The organism is Marinobacter sp. SS5-14b (assembly GCF_030541005.1).
GTDB lineage: Bacteria > Pseudomonadota > Gammaproteobacteria > Pseudomonadales > Oleiphilaceae > Marinobacter.
Genome location: NZ_JASSVM010000006.1, coordinates 53,247 through 76,729, shown reverse-complemented (window position 1 = coordinate 76,729; position 23,483 = coordinate 53,247). Strand labels below are relative to the sequence as shown.

16 protein-coding genes are annotated in these 23,483 nt (G+C 56.3%); 5 read left to right on the top strand and 11 right to left on the bottom strand.

The features are described from left to right. Window positions 1–45 precede the first annotated feature (45 nt). A complete protein-coding gene (locus QPL95_RS13910; protein ID WP_303291593.1) occupies window positions 46–1,665 on the top strand; it encodes a Na/Pi cotransporter family protein in 1,620 nt (539 codons plus the stop codon). On the opposite strand, the gene QPL95_RS13905 is transcribed toward QPL95_RS13910, so the two are convergent. The 7 genes from QPL95_RS13905 to QPL95_RS13875 form a co-directional block, all read right to left on the bottom strand. Further along, entirely contained in the window at window positions 1,635–3,926 is a 2,292-nt protein-coding gene (locus QPL95_RS13905; protein WP_303291592.1) for a diguanylate cyclase, read from the bottom strand. The two genes, QPL95_RS13910 and QPL95_RS13905, sit on opposite strands and share 31 nt — an antisense overlap. Next, window positions 3,923–4,879 (bottom strand): ABC transporter substrate-binding protein, encoded by a 957-nt coding sequence (locus QPL95_RS13900; RefSeq protein ID WP_303291591.1) that lies wholly within the window; start codon window positions 4,877–4,879, stop codon window positions 3,923–3,925. The genes QPL95_RS13905 and QPL95_RS13900 overlap by 4 nt, the downstream gene beginning before the upstream one ends. Window positions 4,880–4,989: 110 nt before the next feature. Next, window positions 4,990–5,898, bottom strand: coding sequence for a lysine exporter LysO family protein (locus QPL95_RS13895; RefSeq protein WP_303291590.1), 909 nt, complete (start codon window positions 5,896–5,898; stop codon window positions 4,990–4,992). A gap of 69 nt (window positions 5,899–5,967) precedes the next feature. Continuing rightward, window positions 5,968–6,288 carry a DUF2288 domain-containing protein gene (locus QPL95_RS13890; protein ID WP_303291589.1) on the bottom strand — a complete coding sequence of 107 codons (321 nt, stop codon included), beginning with the start codon at window positions 6,286–6,288 and terminating at the stop codon, window positions 5,968–5,970. 80 nt (window positions 6,289–6,368) lie between these two features. Next, the gene (locus QPL95_RS13885; RefSeq protein ID WP_303291588.1) at window positions 6,369–6,782 is read right to left on the bottom strand and encodes a response regulator; all 414 of its coding nucleotides are present in this window, start codon (window positions 6,780–6,782) and stop codon (window positions 6,369–6,371) included. Then, window positions 6,766–7,962: an HDOD domain-containing protein gene (locus tag QPL95_RS13880; RefSeq protein WP_303291587.1), complete on the bottom strand. Its 1,197-nt coding sequence runs from the start codon at window positions 7,960–7,962 to the stop codon at window positions 6,766–6,768. The genes QPL95_RS13885 and QPL95_RS13880 overlap by 17 nt, the downstream gene beginning before the upstream one ends. After that, window positions 7,931–9,640, bottom strand: coding sequence for a diguanylate cyclase (locus tag QPL95_RS13875; protein WP_303291586.1), 1,710 nt, complete (start codon window positions 9,638–9,640; stop codon window positions 7,931–7,933). Before QPL95_RS13875 ends, QPL95_RS13880 begins: the two co-directional genes overlap by 32 nt. A 96-nt stretch (window positions 9,641–9,736) precedes the next feature. Between QPL95_RS13875 and QPL95_RS13870 the strand changes: the two genes are divergently transcribed. The 3 genes from QPL95_RS13870 (at window position 9,737) to QPL95_RS13860 (ending at window position 15,502) form a co-directional block, all read left to right on the top strand. After that, the gene (locus tag QPL95_RS13870) at window positions 9,737–11,521 is read left to right on the top strand and encodes a sensor histidine kinase (RefSeq protein WP_303291585.1); all 1,785 of its coding nucleotides are present in this window, start codon (window positions 9,737–9,739) and stop codon (window positions 11,519–11,521) included. Next, entirely contained in the window at window positions 11,508–13,574 is a 2,067-nt protein-coding gene (locus tag QPL95_RS13865) for a GAF domain-containing protein (RefSeq protein WP_303291584.1), read from the top strand. Before QPL95_RS13870 ends, QPL95_RS13865 begins: the two co-directional genes overlap by 14 nt. A gap of 122 nt (window positions 13,575–13,696) precedes the next feature. Then, window positions 13,697–15,502, top strand: coding sequence for an ATP-binding protein (locus QPL95_RS13860; protein ID WP_303291583.1), 1,806 nt, complete (start codon window positions 13,697–13,699; stop codon window positions 15,500–15,502). Window positions 15,503–15,582: 80 nt separating this feature from the next. On the opposite strand, the gene acnA is transcribed toward QPL95_RS13860, so the two are convergent. Next, window positions 15,583–18,345: an aconitate hydratase AcnA gene (gene acnA / locus QPL95_RS13855; RefSeq protein ID WP_303291582.1), complete on the bottom strand. Its 2,763-nt coding sequence runs from the start codon at window positions 18,343–18,345 to the stop codon at window positions 15,583–15,585. Window positions 18,346–18,568: 223 nt separating this feature from the next. On the opposite strand from acnA, the gene QPL95_RS13850 reads away from it, so the two are divergent. Beyond that, on the top strand, window positions 18,569–19,855 hold the full coding sequence (locus tag QPL95_RS13850; RefSeq protein WP_303291581.1) for a diguanylate cyclase: 1,287 nt from the start codon (window positions 18,569–18,571) through the stop codon (window positions 19,853–19,855). Between the two features lie 9 nt (window positions 19,856–19,864). Here QPL95_RS13850 and QPL95_RS13845 read toward each other — a convergent pair whose 3' ends face one another. From QPL95_RS13845 to QPL95_RS13835, 3 genes are all read right to left on the bottom strand, one after another. Further along, on the bottom strand, window positions 19,865–21,211 hold the full coding sequence (locus QPL95_RS13845; RefSeq protein WP_303291580.1) for a methyl-accepting chemotaxis protein: 1,347 nt from the start codon (window positions 21,209–21,211) through the stop codon (window positions 19,865–19,867). A 137-nt stretch (window positions 21,212–21,348) separates the two neighbouring features. Beyond that, window positions 21,349–22,875 carry a methyl-accepting chemotaxis protein gene (locus QPL95_RS13840; protein ID WP_303291579.1) on the bottom strand — a complete coding sequence of 509 codons (1,527 nt, stop codon included), beginning with the start codon at window positions 22,873–22,875 and terminating at the stop codon, window positions 21,349–21,351. 13 nt (window positions 22,876–22,888) lie between these two features. Beyond that, window positions 22,889–23,458 carry an SCO family protein gene (locus QPL95_RS13835; RefSeq protein WP_303291578.1) on the bottom strand — a complete coding sequence of 190 codons (570 nt, stop codon included), beginning with the start codon at window positions 23,456–23,458 and terminating at the stop codon, window positions 22,889–22,891. Window positions 23,459–23,483: the final 25 nt, after the last annotated feature.

Genomic DNA, 23,483 nt, shown 5'->3' with positions numbered 1-23,483 from the left:
GCTAAGCTTGGAGCAGAACCATCCTGAACGAGTGATCCCACAACCATGATGTCTTCCCTGTTTCAGATTCTGGGTGGCCTGGCTTTGTTTATGCTGGCCATGGAAATGATGACCAACGGCCTGAAAAACGCCGCTGGCCACCATCTGCGCCATATGCTCGGAAACTGGACCAAAACCCCCTTACGGGGCCTGATGGCGGGCTTTGTTATTACCGGTATTGTTCAACACTCAGGGGCGGTGACTGTAGCCACCATCGGTTTTGTGAACGCCGGGCTGCTCACGCTGGCGCAGTCGCTGGGCGTTATTTTCGGTGCCAATATCGGCACCACCATGACCGGCTGGCTGGTCAGCCTGGTGGGGTTCGGATTCAACATTGAAGCCATCGCCCTGCCATTGCTGGCCGCGGGTGTGGGGGTCAAACTGATCAGCCGGAACCCCCGCAACCAGTTTCTCGGTGAGGCCCTGGCGGGCTTTGCGCTGTTTTTTCTCGGGCTATCCATTCTCAAAACCGCCCTTGAATCGGTCGCCGGCGGCTTTACCAGCGGCGGCATTGTTGCGCCAGATTACGGCTTACCTGCCTATATGGCCATTGGCCTGCTGGCAACCGTGCTCACACAATCCTCCAGTGCCGCGCTGGCCATTGTACTTACGGCCGCAGCCGGTGGCCTGATTACCCTCGACAACGCCGCAGCGGCGGTGATCGGCGCCAACCTCGGCTCCACCTCAACAGCCGCTCTGTCTGCGCTGAAGGCAACCGCCAACGCCCGCCGGCTGGCCATTGGCCACATTCTTTTCAACACCCTGACCGGCGCCATTGCCCTGCTGATTCTGCCAATCATGCTTTGGACCGTAGCATCCCTCACCGATCTGCTTGAGCTTGAAGCCAACCCGGCCATCTCGCTCGCGCTGTTTCACACCCTGTTCAACGTGCTGGGCGCCTTCCTCATGCTGCCCTTCATCAAACCGTTTGCCAAGCTTCTGGGGCGCATGTTCCGCAGCAAGGAAGAAGACAACGCAGAACCCCGCTACCTGGACGATACCCTGGTGTCGACACCAGAACTCGCCATTGGCGCAGTGGACCAGGAAATGAAGCGATTGATTGGCCACAGCCGGGGTTTACTGAGAGTGTGCCTCGACAGGGAAAGCCTGACCGAAGCCGACATTCGACCGAAAGCCGAAGCAATACGTAATCTGAACAATGCCATCACCGATTACATCGGCCGTCTGCGGGCCGAAAAAATGCAATTGAGCGTGGTGGATGCGCTGACCATCAGCATTCGAACCTGCCGGTATCTGACCGAAGCCACGGAACTGGCCAGTCGCCTGCTGACGCTACGAGCACTCAGCCGACGCACTGACTTTACCGGTGTCATGGAGGTCATGGATCGTTACCTGAGCACCATCCGGGCGCTGGTGGCGGCTGAAGAACCCGCCCCGGAATTGCTGATGGAAGCCGAGCGGACCTACCATCAACTGAAAAACGCCACGCTGCAGATGATGGTTACCCGGCAGTTCAGCACGGAGCTGGGTGACCAGACTCTGGACACCCTGAGCTCTGTGCGACGGTTGAACGACCAATGGGGTAAATCCTTGAACTGGCGGCCCGCCACGGAGATTCTCAATGGTGGCAGCAATCAGCTGACGGCATCGGAAAACTTGCAGTAACGGTTCTTTCCCGCTCTTTTCGCCCGGTACATGGCCTGATCGGCCTGGCGCAACAGCTGGTCACCATCGAGCTCAGAGGCTTGGGGGTAGAGCGTATAACCTATACTCGCGCTTACCTCCACACTGTGGTCCGCTACCCAGGCCGGCTCGGCAATGGCTTCAAGCAGCCGGAACAAAAGCTGTTGCAGAGCCGCCTCACCGGCTATGTTCACCACGATCGCGGAAAACTCATCACCCCCCAGGCGGGCCAGCGTGTCTTCTTCTCGCAGCGTGGCCCTCATACGCCGGGAAACCTCCACCAGGAGGGCGTCTCCAGCGCCATGCCCGAAGGCATCATTCACCGGTTTAAACTGATCAAGGTCGATGTAGAGAACCGCCAGGCTATAATTCTGTCGGCGAGCCTGGGCCATGGATTGTTGCAGACGATCTGAAAACAACACCCGGTTCGGCAGCCCGGTGAGGGCATCATAATGCGCCATGGTCCGCAGCTTTCTCTCGGTGTCTTTAAGCCGGGTGATGTCACTGAACACACCGACAAAATGGCTGAGGGCGCCAGACTCATCAAACACACTGCTCAATGTCAGGTTCAGCACTACGGCCTCACCACTCTGGCGCCCGCTGGCAAACTCGCCGCTCCAGACGCCATGTTCCCGGGCGACCACAAGAATCGAACTGCCCTCATCCAGAGGCATCGGAGGCATGCTGCCCACCGCTTGATCTCTCTCAAAGCCGGTTATATTTGTGTAGGCATCGTTGATATCGATAATCGCGCCGTGGGCATCGGTTATAAAAATAGCCTCCCGGGCGTTTTCAAAAACACGGAGTGCCAGGCGCTGCCGCTCTTCGGCGTTTTTCCTGCGACTGATATCGTACCAGGCACACAGAACCGACGGCGCTCCCGAGCCGGGTTCCTGCACCGGCGCCAGAGTCATGTCTACCCAGACTTCAGAGCCGTCAGAGCGCACAAACAGCCACTCGGACTGAACCACCTCTCCGCGCATCACTTTCGCCAACAGGGACTCCGCTTTTTGCATTGACGGCGTTCCGCCAGGTTGGACGAAGGGAGAGAATGCCGTCAGGCTCTTGCCCAGTAACGACGATTCAGAGCTGTAACGAACCAGATCGACTGCGGCCCGGTTACAGTCGATCAGCACACCCTCGCGGAGCATCAGCATGGGTTGCGGCCAGCTGGCAATGAGTGTTCTTTGCCGCCGCTCTTCAACCACCAGCTGACGCTTCTTTCGACCCAGCCAGAGGCTCGTCATTGCTAACAAGATAACCAGAACGGCCACCGCCGCCACCCAATAGCGGTACTGATTCAGCACATCGAGCCAGGTCACCCTGGGCACCTGATCATAGGGTGCCACTCTCAGCCTGCGGGCCAGTTCTTCAACCGATTGATAGTCTGCCGGCGGCGAAAACCCTGAAAGCTCGGCGGCACGGGCGGCCGGATGTTCCGGCTCCAGGGCAAACAGCGCAGAGGCAATCCGGCGTACAACCCGGCTGTCCACATGGGGCAGAGACACCAACGGCCATTCGGGGTAAAGGCGAGTTGAAAGCACAAAGGGATACCCTCTGAGCTCTTGTCGGTTGATCACTTTCAGTTCACCCGCAAGCCCCGGGCTTTCACGAAACAGATCCTCATAGATACCAGTGCGAACAAACCCGACGTCGGCATCACCGGCCAACACAGCCTTTACCACACGATCATGGTTGCCCAGGCGAACGATGCGATTGCCTCGCTGAATATCGAGCCCGGCGTCCAACAGCTCCAACGCCTGCGTTTGATACCCCCCCAGATAATGCACCCCCGGAGTGGCGATGCTCTTATTGCGAAGGTCTTTCAGGGTATTGATGTCATCACGCTCCTGGCGGGCAAGAATGACCCCCCCAATACTGCCGGTAGACTGCCCGTTCCAGCTTCTTATAACAGTCGCCAATACGCCGGTCAGGCTTCTTTCACTCCGAATCAACAGAAAATGGCTGGGGTTGGTGAGAAAGAAATCCACCCGGTTGGCGGCCAATGAGCGGGTCAGCTCTTCCTGTGTCAGCACCTCCAGGCGAACCTGAACACCACTCTCCTGTGACAGGTAGTCCGCCAACGGGGCGTAACGCTCACGAATGACCGGCTCCGGTCGGTAGGCGAAGACGCCAAGGGTCACCTCGTCCCTGACCTGGGCCGCGACAGGCAGGACACTCTGCCAGACCCCCATCAGCAAGAGAATCGCCAGGAGTCCATGACGCAGACGAAGCGGGGTCATCGCAGGCTCCGGGGCAAAAACGACGGATCACACAGGCGGTCATATTCCGGTGCACTACTAATCAGACCCTCACGCACCAGTATTTCGGCTAGTCGCCTGGCAACGGCTTCCAGCTGGCCGCGACGCGCCAGGTAACGCTGGTTAGCTGCCAACTCAGGCAACATGATTGTCGCCAGCGCGCGGCGGACGAGATCCGGGTGAATAGCCTGGCGGGTGGCAATACGATATACGGCATCGTGCATGCTGCGAACCACATGCCGCAGGCCGCGAAAATGCGCCTGCACAAGGTCGCGCACGGCTGCGGCCCGATTGCGGGCGGCCGCTTCCGTAACCACCAGCACATCGAAAATCGTCTCCGGCAGATCACTGCTGTCAAAAAGGCGGGTGCCACCAACCTTTGCCAGGCTGGACGCGACCGGCTCGTAACAAATCGACGCATCAATTTCGCCACGCTGCCAGGCGTCCAGGTGGCGATTGACCGGCAGGTCCACCAACGTAACCTCATGACTTTCCAGGCCTGCGTGCTCGAGTATCGAGAACAGCAGCACGCCGGACACACCCGCCAGCTCGACACCAATGGAGCGGCCGCGCAAACCGGAAAGGCTGGTTATGCCAGGCTTGACCATCATCATATCCGCACCCACTGATACATCCGTCACCGCAACCACGCGTAACGGTACGCCCTCAGCATAGACCCTGATCACCTCATCCAGAGTCAGCGCCGCCGCATCCAGCTCACCGGTCAACAGACCGTCCATGGAATCGGTTGCCGCCTGACCTTTGACCAGCTTCACCGAATCCGCTAACCAGCCAAACTCTTCAGCCAGAAACAGCGGCTCGTAGCCGATCCAGGGGTGCACCCCCACCCGCAAGGACTCCGACCGGCCACAGCCAATCATCGCCAGCGCTGCAGCTGCGGATACCGACAATCGCAGGAAGTGGCGGCGGTTCATTGGTTGGCTCCGAAGAGGGACGAGTTTCCGATGGTAATACGTAGCCAATATAGCCGTAAATCTGACGAAAGCATTGTACCCGGTCAATTTTGATCGACCGAAATGTCAGATCAACCCAAAGACAGGAAGACACCCATCAAAACCGGGGAAAGAAACGACAGCAAAAACCCGGAGGCAATGGCCACCGGCACACACGTCAGACCACCGCTGCTTCGAATAACCGGCAAGGTGAAATCCATGGCCGTTGCGCCGCCATAGCCAATGGCCATGGCAGGCCGTGCCGTGATCACCACGGGGATCAACGCCAGGGCAATGATTTCCCGCAGCACATCATTCAGGAAGGCCACCCCACCCCAGGCCGGGCCCATCGCATCGCCGATCACAATGCCAGACAACGAATACCAGCCAAATCCCGAGGCCATCGCCAGCGACTGGTGCCAGGGCAGGCCCAGCCACGGAATCAGTGCCAGCCCGGCAACCAGGGAGCTGACAGTCAATGCCAGGGCAATGCCCAGCCCCTGGCGATTCATCAGCAACTTACGCAGTGACAGTCCGGCGTTGCGCAGCTGCAAGCCAATCAGGAACAGCAGCAGCATCAGTGCCCAGGTGGCCACCTCATCCACCATGGGCAGTTCGGAAAACAGAAAATACCCGAGCAAGACACCTGCGATGACCGCCACCAGCGGCTTAAGCCCTGCCAGAAACAGTCGTCGGTAGCCTGGCTTAAGCTCACCATCACGGGGCCCGAGATCCAGTGGCTGCCAACGGTGGAATAACCACAACCCGGCCATGTTGGCCACCAGCAGCACCAGCACCAGCCCTGCAACCTGGAAGGCCATGGTGCTGAGTTGCGCCAGCAAACCCTCCATTTGCCCCAGGCCAAGGCCCAGCAAAGCCAGAATGAAGTACACCAGGCCTTCTACGGTGTAGTGGATCACCGTCATCAGGCGGCGGTTAGCCAGCGCAATCGCAAAACCCAGAAACAGCGGAGCCAGAATCAGCAGTGCGCCTGTCAGCATAATGTCCTCAAGGGAAAACGGCCTAACGTGGCAGGAAAGTCGCGAGTAGTGGCAAACGGAAAAGCCGGGTCAGTGCAGCTTCTTGTCGGAGCGGTCCTGCACGAGCACCCAGGGCGCTACCACAACCGCCCAAAGCTCGGCATTCCGGTCATACCAGCTGCGGGCAAGGTCGGGCGACACATCACCGATGGCACCGCTGTTCATCCACTGCTCAAACCGTGCTTTGTTGTCGGCCGTCAGTTGAGCCGCCACATCCAGAAGATCCAGCTCGGGGCCCACACGTACCACTTGCCCTCGGGCATAGTAGGTTTGCAGTTCGTGCCAGTGAATGCGGGAGGTTTCCAGGTTGAGCCGCGCTTTGATTTCATTTGGGGATTCAGGAGAAGACATGACACCTCAATTCAGCAGCGACAAATTCAAGCACGCCAGCCTAACGCAAATCAGCCAATCGCGCACCTTTCCGGCGCCAGTCAGTCCCGTGGCCCTTTCGTACTTTCCTTAACTAATCGACGAATATCATCAGCCAGCATCATCGGATCGAAAGGCTTGGGAATAACACCGATAGCTCCCAACGCCAAGTATTCGTCAATTTCAGCACTTTGAATCCTGGCGGTCATAAAAATCACTGGGATCAAGCGCGTCGCCTCCATCGCCCTTAACCTCCGCATCGTTTCGGGGCCGTCCATTCCGGGCATCATTACGTCTAAAAGAATCAGATCGGGCCTGAACTCCGGGGCCACCTCCAGAGCTTGTTGTCCGGAGCTGCAGAGCGCTGCGTTAAGCCCACCCACATCCTGCAATGCCAGCTCGGCAATGGCCCGGATATCCGGGTCGTCTTCCACGTACAGCACTTTCTTCAGTATTACCTCAGTAACTGATGCCATGCTCACTACCCTCATTAGGTGGTTCAAGCTCAAGACCAAGACGCCGCAAAAGTCGCTGACAGTCATCGCTGTCAGACTTATCCCCGGCAATCAACGCAGCAGCCCGCATCACAAGACGATCCTCACTGATGCTGTCTTTCGGCAAAACATGCACGGCACCAATCATATCTCTCAGACCGAGAGGCAGCTTCCACTGTACTTTCAGGCGATTGCCGTAATCCTGAGACCACTCACAAAGACACTGCTCCACTTCTGAGGGACTCAGTGAGCCTCGTTCTGAACTGAACTGGTTCAGCACTTTCAGAACCGCCATCTCGCCCAAACGGCTCAAAAGGCCCGCCTGTTGGAACAGCGACGGATTCTTACCCAGCCGAATCGTGAGCTTTTGGGCTTCCCGTGCCACCTGAAGTGCCATGTTATGGAACGCGTTGGCCTGAGCTTTCAGGTCCGGATTTTCTATCTTGCCCGCCACATCGAGTGCCAGAGCCAAGGCCTGATTCAATGCCATGGCCACGCCTATATTGCTGATTGCATCTCTAAGAGTTTCCACGGGCTTACCCGTGCGGCGAAATGAACTGCTATTGGCCACATCCAGCAAACGAGCGGTCAGCGCCACCTCCTCACGCCAGCGCTCCGCCAACTGAGCGGGCGATAGTTCTTGCTGCCTTACGATCAGGCCCAGAACATCAGCCGGGTCGATATCTGTGGGCAACTGAATCACCGAATTTAACGACGCCTTCAAATACTCGCTGGCGGATCTCCTTTCAGGGGCTTCAGCAGGAACCAGCTTGGTAAGACGTTCATGTAACAACTGCACATCCAGCGGCTTGGTAATGTATCCGCTGATACCATGATGGGCGGCTTTTAGAACGGATTCCCGGTCAGACCGGCCGGAAACCATCACAATAGGCACTTCGCGATTGCAAGCACGCACCTGCTTTACCAGCTCAAGCCCGGAACCGTCTGGCAGTTGCCAGTCAACAAGGTACAACTGATAGTCACTACTCCCGTCGATTAGTCGCTGCGCCTCACTCAGAGATCGTGCAAGACTGACGGCAATCCCTTGATAACTACCTGCCACGACCGTCTCAAGAAGCTCTCCCACAAGCTCATCATCTTCCAGTATCAAGGCTTTCAACAGGGGTACCTCAAGTTTCTGTTTCACCACGAGCCAGGTCATAAAAGGTCACGCCATTACGCCCCCCCCGTTTTCGCTGATAGAGTGCCTGGTCAGCCGCCTCAATTGCCTGATCGGAAACAGGAAAATCGTTGATCAAGGCAACCCCTGCGCTCAGGGTCACCTGAAAGCTGTCATCTCCGACCCAGAACACGAGTTCGGCAAAACTTTTACCAATAGCTTCTAAGAGTTTTACCGCCACCGTTGGTTCGCAATCGGGCAATATCACCAGAAATTCCTCGCCACCATACCGCCCGATTACATCAGACTCGCGCAATCGATTGCGCAACAGGTTCGCCAGAGTACGAATGACGATATCGCCCTGACCGTGCCCCCAGGTATCGTTCACTCGCTTGAAGTGATCCATATCCAGCATAGCCACACACGAATAGTGACCGGCGCGGCGACAGCGAGCCAGCTCTCTATCAACCTCCTGCTTAATCAACGAATGTTTGAGCAGCCCGGTAAGGCTGTCTCGGTTCATCAGGTCCGACAATTGGCGGGCACGATAACAGCGAATGCGCACCGATCGAACAAGGTAATCATCGGTGACCGGTTTTACCAGAAACTCATCTGCCCCCTTGGAAAGGGCGTCCAGCTGGTTTTGGGGATCATCTTCCGATGACAAATAGACAATCGGCAAACCCAGCCACCGAGGCTCGTAACGTATCAATCTGGCCAGAGTAACACCGGAATAATCCCTCAACTGAACATCCATCAGGACTAGATCCGGTTCGAAAGCTGACAGTTCCGACATCAATTCAGACGGGTCAGACACGAGTCGAGAAATGATACCAGCCTGCGCCAGCACCAGACAGTAATGCTCACCCAGCTCCGCATCATCATCAACAATCAACACCCGGCCTTGGGGGCTGGAACTTCGCTCAAGCGCCAGTGTTTCGATACGCTCTGCCAGCTCTGGCATGTCCAGCGGCTCCCAGAAATATGCGGCTGCGCCCTGTTCTGCGACCCGATACATAATATCGAAAGAATTATCGTCGCCGATGCAAACAACCGGGAACCGACGATGCTCGGATTCCGGAATATATTGCTCACGAAAGCTCAGAACGTCCTGGAGCTCTGAATCCAAGCTGAGCAAGACCGCTGCATTAGTGCGCTCTCTGAGCCGCATCGCAATCACATCGGATTGATCAAGAGAGCCGGTATCACCAATAAATCCGAAGGCCGCTAAAGATTTCACCAGACCTGACAAATATTCCGGATCGTGCGCCAACGCCATGACATGAACATGCATGCCTTGGGCCCCTTTATAAGAACCGGCGGTGGCTCTGGCCGTTGCAACGGAAGTGGCTCTGGCTTCAGGGGCTTTCGCAAGCCACGTTGCAAGTTTGCGGAGCTCATGGGCAAGGTCAGCTGATACCGCAATCAACCCATCCGGGGCCGCCGCGATGTCGCCTGACGACTCAAGGTGCGCTTTCATCTGCTTTTCGATCGCCCTGGCCGCCAGGCCCAGTTCAGGTAAGCCAAACGTTCCCGCCGAGCCGGCCATCCGATGCAAAAGTTGGTAGCACCTATCTAACTCCGATTTCGGCAGCTGTTGCTGTTCGATCAGGTAAGCAAATCCGGACAGCGTTTCAATTTCGCCGCGGGCTCGCTCAAAAAACCGCTCCTGAAGCAGCCTAAGGCGCTCCTGAAGTTGCTCATGGGCTATGCTGGTCAAAAGCCACTCCTTACTATTTCATTCACAGCTTAGGTTGCACTATATTCTCATCAAAACACGTTTCATCCGTCACAGCCATTCGTATAAGGGTCTTTCTTGCGAACTTTAAGCCTCAACGCCCGTATTGTGCTGATTGCCAGCTCGAGCATTGTCATCAGCGTAGCACTGATTCTTTTCATCGCTTACGAAAGACTGATTCGAGATTTTGAACAGGTGCTTACAGAACGACAGACGCTGCAAACATTGGCATTGGCCGCCCGCGTCAATGAAGAGCTGAGCATCCGGCTGAACGCACTCGAAGCATTTGCGAGTGTGCTGACGGATGGCGAAAGCCTGCTGCCCCTGCCCAGGCTGAATATGCTGCTGGGACGGCAGCCAAATCTGGAAGGATTGTTTGGTGGCGGACTGCTGATATTTGATGATCAGAGCATCGCGATCGCCGAAAATCGTTTTGTGCCCAACAGGCTGGGCACTTCGTATGCGGATCGCCCTCACTTCAAACGAGCTGTGCAATCCCGCTCAGCTGTTGTCAGTCGGCCGATTATCGGACGTACGACGGGCCTGCCGCTGCTGTCTTTTCTGGCCCCGATTCAAAGTGACCATGGCGACTTAATTGGTCTGGCTGCAGGCACGATCAACCTGGCCGAAGCAGGAATTCTTCCTGAAGAGCTCAAGGCTGTAGAGGGCACCATTCTAAAGGTGCTCGATACCAGCAATTTTATCCAGGTGGATGCACTGCAAAAGGCGCAAGCGGCACCCGAACTTCCCGACCCAGGTGAAGATTCACTGATCGACACTGCCTTGTCTGGCGTACCCTTTGGCGTTGTCACGGATAACTCAGGACAACGTTGGGTGTACAGCACTCGACATTTGGAGCGACTCGGTTGGCTATTCCTGAGTGCAGCTCCTTACGAGCAGGCTATTCAGCCCGCTCAAGCCTCGTTCCGTAACTTTCTGTGGCTCAGTTTAATGAGCATACTCCCGCTACTACTTATAACTTACATTGTCGCCGGCGCTGCCACACGGCAACTCAGAGCTATGTCCCGAAAGATCAACCTGATGACAGCCGACAGCTCTTCCACGCAACGTCTGAGCACTACAGGACCAACAGAAACCCGAAATCTGGCTACTGCCTTTAACACCTTGATGGAGGAGCGGGAAGCGCTGGATGTGTTGAAAAATCAGTTTGTGTCAAACGTCAGCCATGAGTTGCGCACACCCCTGACATCTATCAACGGCTCTCTGAAGTTGCTGCAATCCGGCGCTGCTGGCGAGTTACCACCGAAAGCTTCGGCCATGGTTGAACTGGCCTTGCGCAATGGCCAGCAACTTCAGACAATGATTACCGACCTTCTGGATTTCGAAAAAGCAGTAGCCGGCAAATTGAGTATCCAGGTGAGTGACGTCAATCTAATTGATGCGATTGAAGCGGCCTGTGCCGGAAACCGGCCGATGGCCGCTCATTACGCCGTAAAACTTGCCACAAAGGCCGATAGCAAGCTCAGAGTTTTTGCAGATCCGGCCAGACTACGTCAAGTTCTTGATAACTTTATAAGCAATGCCATTAAATATTCCCCCAACGGTGGCCATATTACCGTTAGAGCAAATCCTACAGCCGCCGGCGTGGTACGCATCACGGTTTCAGATCAGGGTGACGGGGTTCCCGAACACTTCTTACCTCACTTGTTCCAACGCTTTGCCCAGGCCGAGGCTGGCTCCAATCGAGCCAAGGCCGGAACCGGGTTGGGGCTTGCCATCTGCAGGGAACTGGCGCTCCTGATGTCCGGGAAAGTAGGCTACCATTACTCAAACGGCGCCCACTTCTGGCTGGAGTTACCTGACGCAGACTCCTTGGGTGAGGACCATCATGAAAACGCCTGACCAGCCCAAAAACGAAGCCCAGCGGCTGTCTGCTCTGGAAGCCACTGAACTTTTGGATACACAGCCAGAAGAACGGTTTGACCGAGTCACCAGGCTCGCGGCCCGAACCTTTAATGTACCCATTTGCCTGGTATCTCTGGTTGATAAGGATCGCCAGTGGTTCAAATCCTGCTTCGGACTGGGTGTTCGAGAGACCGCCCGCGACATTTCATTCTGTGGCCACGCGATTCTTGATGCCAATACCTTTGTCGTGGAAAACGCTCTGCAGGACGAACGCTTTGCAGACAACCCTTTGGTCACCGGCGAGCCTGGCATCCGTTTCTATGCCGGTGCGCCACTGGAGGACCGGAATGGTTTTCGCTTGGGCACCTTATGCCTGATCGACAAAGAGCCAAGAGTCTTCTCCCCCGATGACCAAAAAATACTCCGCGACTTCGCTGACTTGGTCGAAAGGGAATTTCGGCACCAGGAACTCGGGGTTTACTACATCGAACGAACTCAGGCGCTGAATATCCTGAATGACATTTCCCTGGACTCCCGTGGCAGCGTGTCTGAGAGAATCGAAAGCGCCCTCGCAACCGCCAGCGAGTTCCTCAGGATGGAAACCGCCATCGTCAGCAACATTACCGGCGGCGTTTACACGATCCTTTGGCATCACGAGCGCCACCAGACGTCTCTGGAAGATGGCATAACCTTTCCGCTAGAGCATACTTACTGCTCACTTCTGGCGGCCCAAGGCAGCGTTCTTGCCATTGACCACATGGCGCGCTCCCGTTTCTGTGATCATCCCTGTTACCAGCAATTCAAGCTGGAAAGCTACCTGGCAGCGCCGGTATGGATTGACGACGAGCTGTTCGGCACGCTGAACTTTTCCTCAGCACTCCCCCGCCGTCCCGGATTTACGGAAACGGAAAAAACATTCGTCAACCTTCTTGGACGCTGGATTGCCGACATCATTCAGCAGCAAAAGCACACAGAAGTACTCGACAAACTGGTCGCCAACGCGCCGGGAATGCTCTATCAATACCGCCTGTGGCCCGACGGCCATAGCACCTTTCCCTACACCAGTGGCGGGATTCAGGCCATTTACCGGGTCACTGCAGAACAGGCTGCCAAGGATGCCTCGCCGGCTTTTGAACGTATTCACCCGGATGACCTGGCGGTTGTCGCCGATTCGATACAGTCATCTGCGCAGAATTTGACACCATGGATCCAGAAATACCGTATTCGCTGGCAAGACGGCAGCTGGCACTGGGTAGAGGGCAAGGCGCGACCTGAGCGACTGCCCGATGGCAGTGTGTTATGGCACGGATACATCGTAGACATCGATGAGCGCCACAAGATCGAGGAAATGAAGAGCCAGTTTATTTCCACGGTCAGTCATGAGCTGCGCACACCGTTGACCTCGATCGCCGGCTCACTGGGGCTTATCAACAGCGGCTCTCTGGGCCACTTGCCCGAGAAAGCTCAGCGAATGGTGTCTATTGCCCTAAGAAATACCGAACAACTCAAACACCTGATCAATGATTTGCTCGACATTGAAAAACTGGTGTCTGGTCGCCTGCCCATGCACCCAACCAGACAAACTGTCGCGCCGGTTATCGAGGAATCGATCGAACGCCTGGCGCCTTATCTGGAACGCCGGCAAATACAGGTTGTCCACCAACAGGCTCATCCGGATGTCACCGCCTGGTTCGATCCGCAGCGGCTCAGTCAGGCACTGACCAACCTGCTCTCGAACGCTGCCAAGTTTTCAGACGAGGGTGCCAGCGTAGAGGTCTCTACCAAACTCTGTCCTGATCACCTCACAATTTCGGTCACAGACCACGGCACGGGCATTCCCGACGGCTTTCGATCTCGCATCTTCCAAAAATTTGCCCAGGCCGACAGTTCAAGCACAAGAGGCAAGCAGGGTACCGGGCTGGGTCTGGCGATTACGTGTGAGATCATGACGCAAATGGGTGGCAGCGTTGATTTCGAGTCAGAAGAAGGCAAAGGCGCGACCTTCTGGCTTGAACTGCCCCTAGAGCAACCGGCTGAGCCTGTAAAATGAGGAACGCTGACGATCGGCGATTCCGATGGCTCATCTGGATGGCCCGCTGGATGGTTCTGATACTAATGGTGTCTGTTGCCATCACAGTGGACAGGGTGAGCACAGAACGCTTCAGAGCCGAAGTGCGCCAGGAATGGCAAGTAAATATCGATGACCTGGCTCTCAAGCTTCAAGGCAGGATATTGCAAAACATAACAACGGTATGGGGCCTGGCAGCCAATGTCGCTGTAGAGCCAGAACTGGGCGAAGCTCGTTTTCAGGAACTGGCCGCCGTTATTTTCCGGCTTGCGACTGAATTAAGAAACATCGGCCTGGCGCCTGATTTTGTCATTAACAACATCTACCCCCTGGAGGGCAATGAGGCTGCAATTGGACTGGACCTTAGGACACAGAGCCTCTCGGCTGAACAGGTCCATATGCTGATGGAAACCGAACGTGCGGTGTTCAGCGGCCCCATTGATCTGGTTCAAGGGGGCCAGGGCCTGGCAGTTCGAATTCCCATTTTCATCTCTGGTTCCCGTGAGTTCTGGGGGGTGGTATCCGTTATCCTGGATCTGCAAAGCCTTTATGAGTCAGTCAATCTCGACCGCATCATGCAGGAAGCGCAGCTAGTACTGTCCACCTCACCTGACCCGGCCACCTCGGATAGCATATTCTTCGGAGCACCGGATGTTATCTGGCAACAACCGGTGCACAATGCTCTCGAAATGCACGGCACCAGCTGGCACCTAATCGCTCAGCCCAAGGAGGGCTGGCCCGACCAACCACCTCATCCCTTAGCGTTACGGGGCCTTCTCGCGCTGCTGGTGTTAACGGTAACCGCCGCAACCTTCTGGCTGACCCAGTTGCTGCTTAAAGATCGACAGATGCAACAATGGTTTTCGGGGCTCTTCGAACTCGCCCCGGTCGGGATCGCATTATTCGATGCAGAAACCAACAAACTGGTACAAGGCAACCTGAGCCTGAAAAGCATCCTTGGCGACCATCCGCGCTCCTTGGTTTTTTTCAACAAAACCTTCGACGAGCATGGAAACCTCATCACTGAGGGTGAAGATGTTTCAGAGGCTCTGGCCCGATCAAAGAAACTTTCCGGCCGGCAACTCTTTATCAAGGACCGTGTTGGCTTACTCAAGCCAATCATGCTTCACGGCCTGAAACTTACCACCACCGATGGAAAACCGGTTGTCTGGCTCATTGTTGAGGATATTTCAGAGCAGAAGAAAGCAGAGCGACTGAAGAATCAGTTTATTTCCACAGTAAGCCATGAACTGCGCACGCCTCTGACCTCCATCTCAGGGGCCCTTGGGCTGTTGATCAATCAGGCTGTGGCTCCACTCCCGGAAGGAGCGCTCAGGCTTACTCAGATCGCGCACAGAAACAGTGAGCAGCTCACCTACCTGGTCAACGACCTACTCGACATTGAAAAATTAATCGCCGGTAAAATGACATTCGAGATGAAGACAGTACAAGTCTCCGACGTCATACGCGAGTGCGTTGAGAACATCGGAAACTATGCCTCGGAACATAAGGTGCAGATTGAAATCAGACAACTGGCAGATGCTGAGGTGTTGGCCGATAAGCAGAGACTGATGCAGGCGCTGAATAACGTGCTATCCAATGCCATAAAGTTTTCACCGGAAAACTCAGCTGTGCACATCTATACCGAGCGGGAAGGCAGCAAGGTCCGCATCCTGACGCAAGATTTTGGCAATGGAATACCGTCTGAGTTTGAGTCTCGGGTGTTCGAGAAATTCTCTCAGGCCAGCACCGATATACGATGCTCGAAAGCTGGAACAGGGCTCGGTCTGGCCATTACCCGTGAGTTGATGCTCAATATGCAGGGAGGGGTTAGCTTCACATCCCAGCCCGGAAAAGGTGCATTATTCTGGCTGGAGCTTACCGAAAAGAGGCCTCCATCGGGCGCTTAAGCAGAACTCGAAGGGCACGGTAAACATTGACAACAGGAGGTCCGTTGCAGAGCCCCGGCCTCCATGTTGTCACCAATGCCTTAAGCGCTTTTCAGCATCTCCCGCACCACATAGTGCAAAATCCCGCCGTGCTGGAAGTACACGGCTTCGTTAGCGGTATCGATCCGAGATTTCAGATCGCAGGTTTCGCTGGTGCCGTCCTTGCGGGTAACCGTCATCTTGAGGGTCTGGCCCGGCTTGATCTCGCCAGAAAGCCCTTCAATACTGACGGTTTCATCGCCCGTCAGCTTCAGGCTCTTGCGATCCCTACCTTCCGGGAATTGCAGGGGCATCACCCCCATACCGATCAGGTTGGAGCGGTGGATCCGCTCGTAGGATTCCGCCACCACGGCCCTTACGCCCAACAGGCGGGTGCCCTTGGCCGCCCAGTCCCGGCTGGAGCCGGTGCCGTATTCCTTGCCGGCGATGACCACCAGTGCTGTGCCCTGCTCCTGGTACTTCATGGCGGCATCGTAGATGGCCATCTGCTCGCCCGTGGGCACGAACCTGGTGTACCCGCCTTCGACGCCATCGAGCATCTCGTTACGGATACGCACGTTGGCGAACGTACCGCGCATCATCACTTCGTGGTTGCCGCGGCGTGAACCATAGGAGTTGAAATCTTTCGGTTCCACACCGTGGTCCTGCAGGTATTTTCCGGCAGGGGTATCGGCCTTGAAGGAGCCCGCCGGAGAGATATGGTCAGTGGTGACCGAGTCTCCCAGCAGCGCCAGGATGTTGGCATCCCGGATGTCATCGATGGGCTCCGGCTGCTCACCCATGCCTTCGAAGAACGGCGGATGCTGTATGTAGGTGGACTTGTCGCTCCACTCGTACACTTTGCTTTCCGGCACCTTGATGGACTTCCAGGTGTCGTCGCCTTCAAACACCTCGCCGTATTCCTTACGGAACATATCAGTCTTCACCTTCTCCACCGCCTCGGCAATTTCTGCCTGGCTGGGCCAGAGGTCGTTCAGGTACACCGGGTTGCCGTCTTTATCGGTGCCTAATGGCTCTTTGGTGAGGTCCAGCCGCACGTTACCGGCCAGTGCGTACGCCACCACCAACGGTGGCGACGCCAGCCAGTTGGTTCTCACCAGCGGATGCACCCGGCCTTCAAAGTTACGGTTACCGGAGAGCACAGAAGCCACCGTGAGATCGCCTTCCGTGATGGCTTTTTCTACGGCCTCTGGTAGCGGCCCGGAGTTACCGATGCAGGTGGTACACCCATAGCCCACCAGATTGAAACCGAGGGCGTTCAGGTCGTCCTGCAGACCGGCCACTGCCAGGTATTCCGTCACCACTTTCGAGCCCGGCGCCAATGAGGTCTTTACCCAGGGTTTGGTTTTCAGGCCCTTGGCTACGGCTTTTCTGGCAATCAGGCCCGCAGCCATCATGACACTGGGGTTGGAGGTGTTGGTACAGGAGGTAATCGCCGCGATGACCACGGCGCCCGGGTCCAGCCTGGATTGCTCACCGTTCATGTGCAACGTCTGACTGGCCGGGTGCTCGAAATAAGCTTCATCAACGCCAACCGCGGTACCGCCACCTTCGGACTCCATCTTGGCTTCCCGGGTTTCTGCCGGGCCCTCAGCGGTTTCCATGACCAGCTCAAAGGCAGACTTCATGTTCTTCAGTGCGACGCGATCCTGGGGGCGCTTGGGGCCGGCCAGGCTGGCTTCCACCTCGCCCATGTCCAGCTCCAGACTGTCGGTGTAGATGGGCTCATGGCCCGGCTCGCGCCACAGCCCCTGGGCCTTGGCATAGGCCTCCACCAGTTCCAGCTGCTGTTCATCACGGCCGGTCAGGCGCATATAGGTGAGGGTTTGCTCATCCACCGGGAAAAAGCCACAGGTCGCCCCGTATTCCGGCGCCATATTGGCGATGGTGGCGCGGTCAGCAACCGGCATGTCTTTCAGGCCGTCGCCGTAGAATTCCACGAACTTGCCCACCACGCCTTTTTTGCGCAGCATTTCCACCACGGTCAGCACCAGGTCGGTGGCGGTAATGCCTTCACGCAGCTTGCCGGTCATCTTGAAACCGATCACTTCAGGAATCAGCATGGACACCGGCTGGCCCAGCATGGCCGCCTCGGCTTCGATACCGCCCACACCCCAGCCGAGAATACCCAGGCCGTTGATCATGGTGGTGTGGGAATCCGTACCTACGAGCGTGTCCGGATAGGCGATGGTTTTACCGTCTACCTCTTTCTGCCAAACCGTCTTGCCCAGGTATTCCAGGTTTACCTGGTGGCAGATACCGGTGCCCGGCGGCACCACCCGGAAGTTATCGAAAGCCTGCTGGCCCCAGCGCAGGAACTCGTAACGTTCCTGGTTGCGCTCCATCTCGATGGCGACATTGCCCTTGAAGGCATCCGCAGTACCAAACTCGTCCACCATCACTGAGTGGTCAATCACCAGATCCACCGGCGACAGCGGGTTGATCAGAGCCGGGTCTTTGCCGGCCCGTTTCACCGCCTCTCGCATGGCCGCCAGATCCACCACACCGGGCACGCCGGTAAAGTCCTGCATCAGCACCCGGGCAGGGCGAAACTGTATTTCGGTATCCGATGCGCGATCTTTCAACCACTGCACCATGGCATCTATATGGGAGCGGTCTACCGTGGTGTCGTCTTCGTTGCGCAGCAGGTTCTCCATCAGCACTTTCAGGGAGAACGGCAGACGGTTCAGATCGCCCAGAGTGTCGGCGGCTTTGGGCAGACTGTAGTAGTGAAACGTTTTGCCGCCGGCATCCAGGGTGGAGAGCGTGTTCAGGCTGTCTTTGCTTGATGATGTGTTCGACATACGGTGCCTCCTCTATTGCGTTCGCTCATCGGGAGCCTCTGATTAACTATTGCACCGAATGATCAGACTTCAACCGCAGGTTGGCGAATGTTCAGTATTTCACCGGTGAATATACCGTCAGATATGGCCGATACAGGCGCCTTCTCGTTGACATCCTCCCTTGTGTGAACAATGCTAAACCAACATTTCTGGGCACTACCCTCCAAGAACACAGGAACCACCCTTGAAACCGGATCACCCCCACAGTTTGCCTGGCCTGTCTGGCGACGATTCGCTGTTGTTGTTACGCACGACAGCAGAGCTGTCTTTCAACTCCATTGTGATCACCGACAGCCTGTACAGGATTGTGTATGCCAACCCGGCATTCTGTAACATGACCGGTTACACCCTGGAAGAGCTTCACGGCCAGAACCCTCGCATTCTTCAGGGGCCGCTGACCGAATCCGCCGTCATCGACAAACTCCGTCGAGGCCTGAAAGAGCGCGAATTCTTCGCGGGCTCGACCATCAATTATCGCAAAAACGGCCGGCCCTACCTGGTGGAGTGGACCATCACTCCGGTCAACGATAACACCGGAGAACCGCGATTCTATGTCTCCGTGCAGAAAGACATCACCCAGCTGCACGCAGAGCAATCCACCGGCAACCTGTTCGCCAAAGCCATCGATGCGGCCTACGACGGCATTTTTATCACCAATGCTGAGGGAATCATCGAGTTTGCCAATCAAGGCTTTGAAATCATCACCGGGTACACGCCCACAGAAGTCATCGGTAAAAAACCCTCAATACTGAAGTCCGGCAAGCATGACACCACCTTCTACAAAGGCCTGTGGCGCCACCTGAATGAGGGCCTGCCTTTCCGGGCCATGGTGACAAACCGCCACAAGGGCGGGCACGAGATCCACTGCCAGCAAACCATTACACCGGTGAAAAGTTCAGACGGCAAGATCACCCACTTTGTCAGTATCATCAAAGATATGACTGACCGGGTTTTTGAGGAGTTGAAGCTCCGGGAGCAGGCCTCGCACGATTCCATGACCGGACTGCTGAATCGCCGCGCCGGCGAGATTGAACTGGAAGTGTCACTGATTCAGGCTCAGGAGGCTGACTCGCCGTTTTGTGTGCTGATGACCGACATCGATAATTTCAAGGCGGTGAACGACAGCTACGGTCACGCTTCCGGAGACGAGATCATCAAAGCCGTCGCCGAAAGCCTTATGGAGCAAACCCGTAAAACCGACAAGTGTGTACGCTGGGGCGGAGAAGAATTTATCGTGCTACTGCCCTTCTGCGATCTCGACAAAGCCACCGAGATTGCGGAAAAAATCCGCATCGACATAGCAGAAAGCCTTTTTGATGACGTTGGGCAGGTCACCCTGTCCCTGGGCGTTACCGAGTCCAGCCTTGACGACACGCCCGCTGAAATTCTCGAACGGGTAGACACGTTACTCTACCAGGCCAAAAATGACGGCAAAAATCGGGTTGCGAGTAGCAGGCAAGCCGTCGACTAACAGATGGTATTACTGGCAACTACTGACTTCACGGATCATCTCGTCCAGCAGTTCTAATACCTCAGAAGAAGCCGCCTTCAGCGTATCCACCAACTCCCGGGACTGTTCTGCATACCGGTTAGCGTCTACCCGGTGGTTGTGGAAGTCGGTCGCCAGTTTATAAAGCGCCTTGCCAGAGCTGTGGACCTGAGGGTGAACCTGCTTAACCAGATGATCTGCAGCTCTTAACTGATGCAAGGGCCGGGCTTCCTCGCTGGCCAGAAATTTACCGAGCCTGCACTGAGTGTGGTCTTTTACTTCGTCTTCGGTGATGGCCCTCTCATTGAACACCGCAAACCGAATCAGCTTATCAACCCATACGACGTGGTCCCGCTTGGCGCTGGCCAGAACCATGCAGGGTGATTTCGCAGTCAGTTGACTGAAAATATGGTCTGTATCGGCCCGCAGCGGGCTTATTGATGCCATCAACTCGTTGAAGATCGTTGCCAGCCCATCGGAATCTTCAGAATTCGAGCTCACCTGACGGGCCATGTCCGCAGCCACCTGACTCTGCTCCTCCGCCGCTGCAGCGATCGATGTCGCCTGATCGAAATTGAGGGCTGACGACTCACGGGACCGATTCATCACCTCGGCCACCCGCTCCCGGCTTTCGCCGGAGGCCTGCACCGCCCGGACAGAATTTCCGAGCCGCGACTGCACGGTTTCGGAGCCGGCGATAATCCCCGTCACAATACCGTTAATCTCTTGTGCAGCCCCGGCACTTCGAGCTGCCAACTGGCGAACTTCATCAGCCACGACAGCAAAACCGCGACCGGCTTCACCTGCTCGCGCTGCTTCTATCGCAGCATTCAGCGCCAATAAGTTGGTCTGATCGGAGATCTCGTTCACCGTATTGGTGAGTGACTCAATGCGACGGGTTTGTTCGGCCAGGGAGCGCATTTCCTCATTGGCCTGAGTGAGCGCAATATCAACCTCCGCCAGCCGGGCTTCCATATCCTCCAAAGCCGTTATCGATTCACGGGTGTAATCATTCACTGTGCTGGCCTGCTCAAGCACATCCTGCCCCAGGCTGCCGACCTCCGACGCACTTGCCGACATTTCTTCGATGGCAGCCGACAGGGTCTGAATGTTGGCGACCAGGTTATGAATACGACTGTCGAATTCCAGCATCCCCTGGCCAAGATCGGATATGTGCCGAGCCACGTCAACGGCACTGTTGGCCACGGACAACTCTTCAGAGCCCACGGCCTGCAGATGCTGAGCAAGTGGTGCTATCCACTTCGGGTAAGATTGAGGGACACCCTTTTCAAGCATCGTCTGAATAAGTGCTTGAGCCTTCTTTTCCGAGATATACATTCCACTACTCTTCTTACCGCGCTATGCGCAGACCAGGTTCGACAGCAAATTATATTTTGATAACTGTCAATTATAACGTCAGGTGACGGATAAACTTGACGATTCAAATCACTTTAATTGCCATACACCCATGGGTACTACTTCGGCAGACGGTAACGATTAACCAGCATATCAACCTGCCCCACGGCCTCACCCAATTCCCGGGCCTTAGCCATCACCCGGTCGGCCTCTTCAGCCACCTGGCCATTACGGGAGGCTACGGCATGAATGTTTTCGTTGATCTGCATGGACGTTGCCGACTGCTGTTCACAGGCTGCTGCAATCTGGTCATTCATGCTGCTGACGGCACCAATCGCCTGTTCGATACGGCTGATGGCTTCCGCCGCGGCCTGGATAGCCCGGGTGGATTCTCCAGACCGAGTCTGGCCCATTTCCATCGCAGCGCGAGTGGCTTCAGACAGACTTTTCAGCTCATCAACCGTGCTGCGAATTTCCTCGGTAAAGGCCTGAGTGCGACGAGACAGTGAGCGCACTTCATCCGCCACCACGGCAAATCCACGGCCGTGTTCACCGGCCCGGGCAGCTTCAATCGCCGCATTCAGTGCCAGCAGATTGGTCTGGTCCGAGATGTCGTTGATCGACCCGGTCACCCGGGCAATGGATTCCACTTTTTCCGTCAGTTGCTGAACCATACGGCTGCTGTCGCCCAGGGCCTGGTTGGTCGCTTCGGTCATGGTACTGGCGCTGGCCATGGCCTCGCTGCCGGCACTGGAGGCTTTGGAGGCATCAGTAGCCGCTTCGGACGCCAGCTGTGCGTTCTGGGCCACCTCCTGCACGCTGGCCGCCATCTGATTACTGGCAGCCGCCACCTGATCCGACTGTTGTTGCTGCTCTTCAAGGTACTGACTGGTGGCTTTACTGGCATTGGCCAGCTGATCCGCATTCTGGCGCAGCACCTCTGAAAAATCCCGGAGCTCGGTGATCAGGGCACAGGACTGCTCCATCATCTGGTTGAAGGACAATGCACTGACGCTCTGATCCTGATCCGGCAGCCGGCCCCGCAGATCGTTCTCCGCATCAAACGCCCGCACAATTTCGATCATCCGGTAGGTCTGCTCCCGCTCAGCCCCCATTCTGATGGCAAAGAACACCAGGATACCGGCTTCAAACACCACAAAGGCGGCGTGCAGAAAAGCAATGCCCCAACTGCAACCGTAGTTGAAGATCATCAACGGCATATTGCCTATTTGTGCATCTGCCAGCTGCAGCCCTGTGAGCAGCAGGTGGTGCACAGCGATCACGCCAGCGGCAACCAGCACAGGCAGCCAGTCCCGGTAGATGATGACCAGCGCCAGGGCGGAGAATATGTGAAAGTGCATTTCTATACGGCCCATCTGAGCCTGAATCATCACCGCCGAGAACAACATGAGGCAGGCTGCAAACAGGGCGGAACAGGCGCGGGTACCACGTAACATGACGTATGCGACCAGCGCCAGCCCACCCACCAGCAGGGAGGCTACAATGGCAAATGCGTAGGTGCCGTAACCCCAGGGCACCAGCAGCCCCACCACGGGCACATGGGCCAGCAGTATGATCAACATTTGCCGGTCGGTGGTGAGTACCTGCTGGCGGGCGTAATCAGTGCGTTGACGCGTATTTGTCACGGTCCGTTCCTTCTTATGATCCGGCCAGAAGCCGTTCGATATCTGCTTCTACCCGATCCAGATCCAGCTCGGGAGATGTGTACAGTAATTGCCGACGGTTGTCTGGCGTCACTGCGTAAATTCGGGCGCTGTGATTGAAGTCATAGCCTTCTCCAGCCTTGATTTTTGCCGCGTATTCGGAGAACCCAATGGCCAGTTCCTGTGCCTTGGCCTGAGATGCCGGCCGAACCGCTCTGAAGCCCGGCCCCATGGCCTGCATAACGCGGTCCAGCTCCTGCTGGCTGTCCCGCTCCGGGTCGAGGGTGACAAACACGAAGGTTACCGGCTGCAGTTCCAGGCGCTGGTGCAGGGCCTTCAGGTTCATCAGCTGCAGCGGGCACACCGTGCCGCAGTGCTGATAGCCGAAAAACACCAGTCGCAACTGTTCCGGGCCTGGCGCATACCCGGGCAACGGAGGTACCCGGAGGTCAGTTTTGAAACCGTAGTAATCGCTGTTTTTAGTAATATGGCCCAGCAGCGGCAACGACGCCAGCAAGCCAATGGCCAGCACGAACAGGGCAACAGCTCTGGGTGACTTTTGCATTAATTACTATCCCGACACATTCTCT

Excerpts from the sequence above, each read along its gene's own strand:
- QPL95_RS13910 (WP_303291593.1), top strand. The coding sequence starts at position 46 with ATGATGTCTTCCCTGTTTCAGATTCTGGGTGGCCTGGCTTTGTTTATG.
- QPL95_RS13905 (WP_303291592.1), bottom strand. The coding sequence starts at position 3,926 with ATGACCCCGCTTCGTCTGCGTCATGGACTCCTGGCGATTCTCTTGCTG.
- QPL95_RS13900 (WP_303291591.1), bottom strand. The coding sequence starts at position 4,879 with ATGAACCGCCGCCACTTCCTGCGATTGTCGGTATCCGCAGCTGCAGCG.
- QPL95_RS13895 (WP_303291590.1), bottom strand. The coding sequence starts at position 5,898 with ATGCTGACAGGCGCACTGCTGATTCTGGCTCCGCTGTTTCTGGGTTTT.
- QPL95_RS13890 (WP_303291589.1), bottom strand. The coding sequence starts at position 6,288 with ATGTCTTCTCCTGAATCCCCAAATGAAATCAAAGCGCGGCTCAACCTG.
- QPL95_RS13885 (WP_303291588.1), bottom strand. The coding sequence starts at position 6,782 with ATGGCATCAGTTACTGAGGTAATACTGAAGAAAGTGCTGTACGTGGAA.
- QPL95_RS13880 (WP_303291587.1), bottom strand. The coding sequence starts at position 7,962 with ATGACCTGGCTCGTGGTGAAACAGAAACTTGAGGTACCCCTGTTGAAA.
- QPL95_RS13865 (WP_303291584.1), top strand. The coding sequence starts at position 11,508 with ATGAAAACGCCTGACCAGCCCAAAAACGAAGCCCAGCGGCTGTCTGCT.
- acnA (WP_303291582.1), bottom strand. The coding sequence starts at position 18,345 with ATGTCGAACACATCATCAAGCAAAGACAGCCTGAACACGCTCTCCACC.
- QPL95_RS13845 (WP_303291580.1), bottom strand. The coding sequence starts at position 21,211 with ATGTATATCTCGGAAAAGAAGGCTCAAGCACTTATTCAGACGATGCTT.
- QPL95_RS13835 (WP_303291578.1), bottom strand. The coding sequence starts at position 23,458 with ATGCAAAAGTCACCCAGAGCTGTTGCCCTGTTCGTGCTGGCCATTGGC.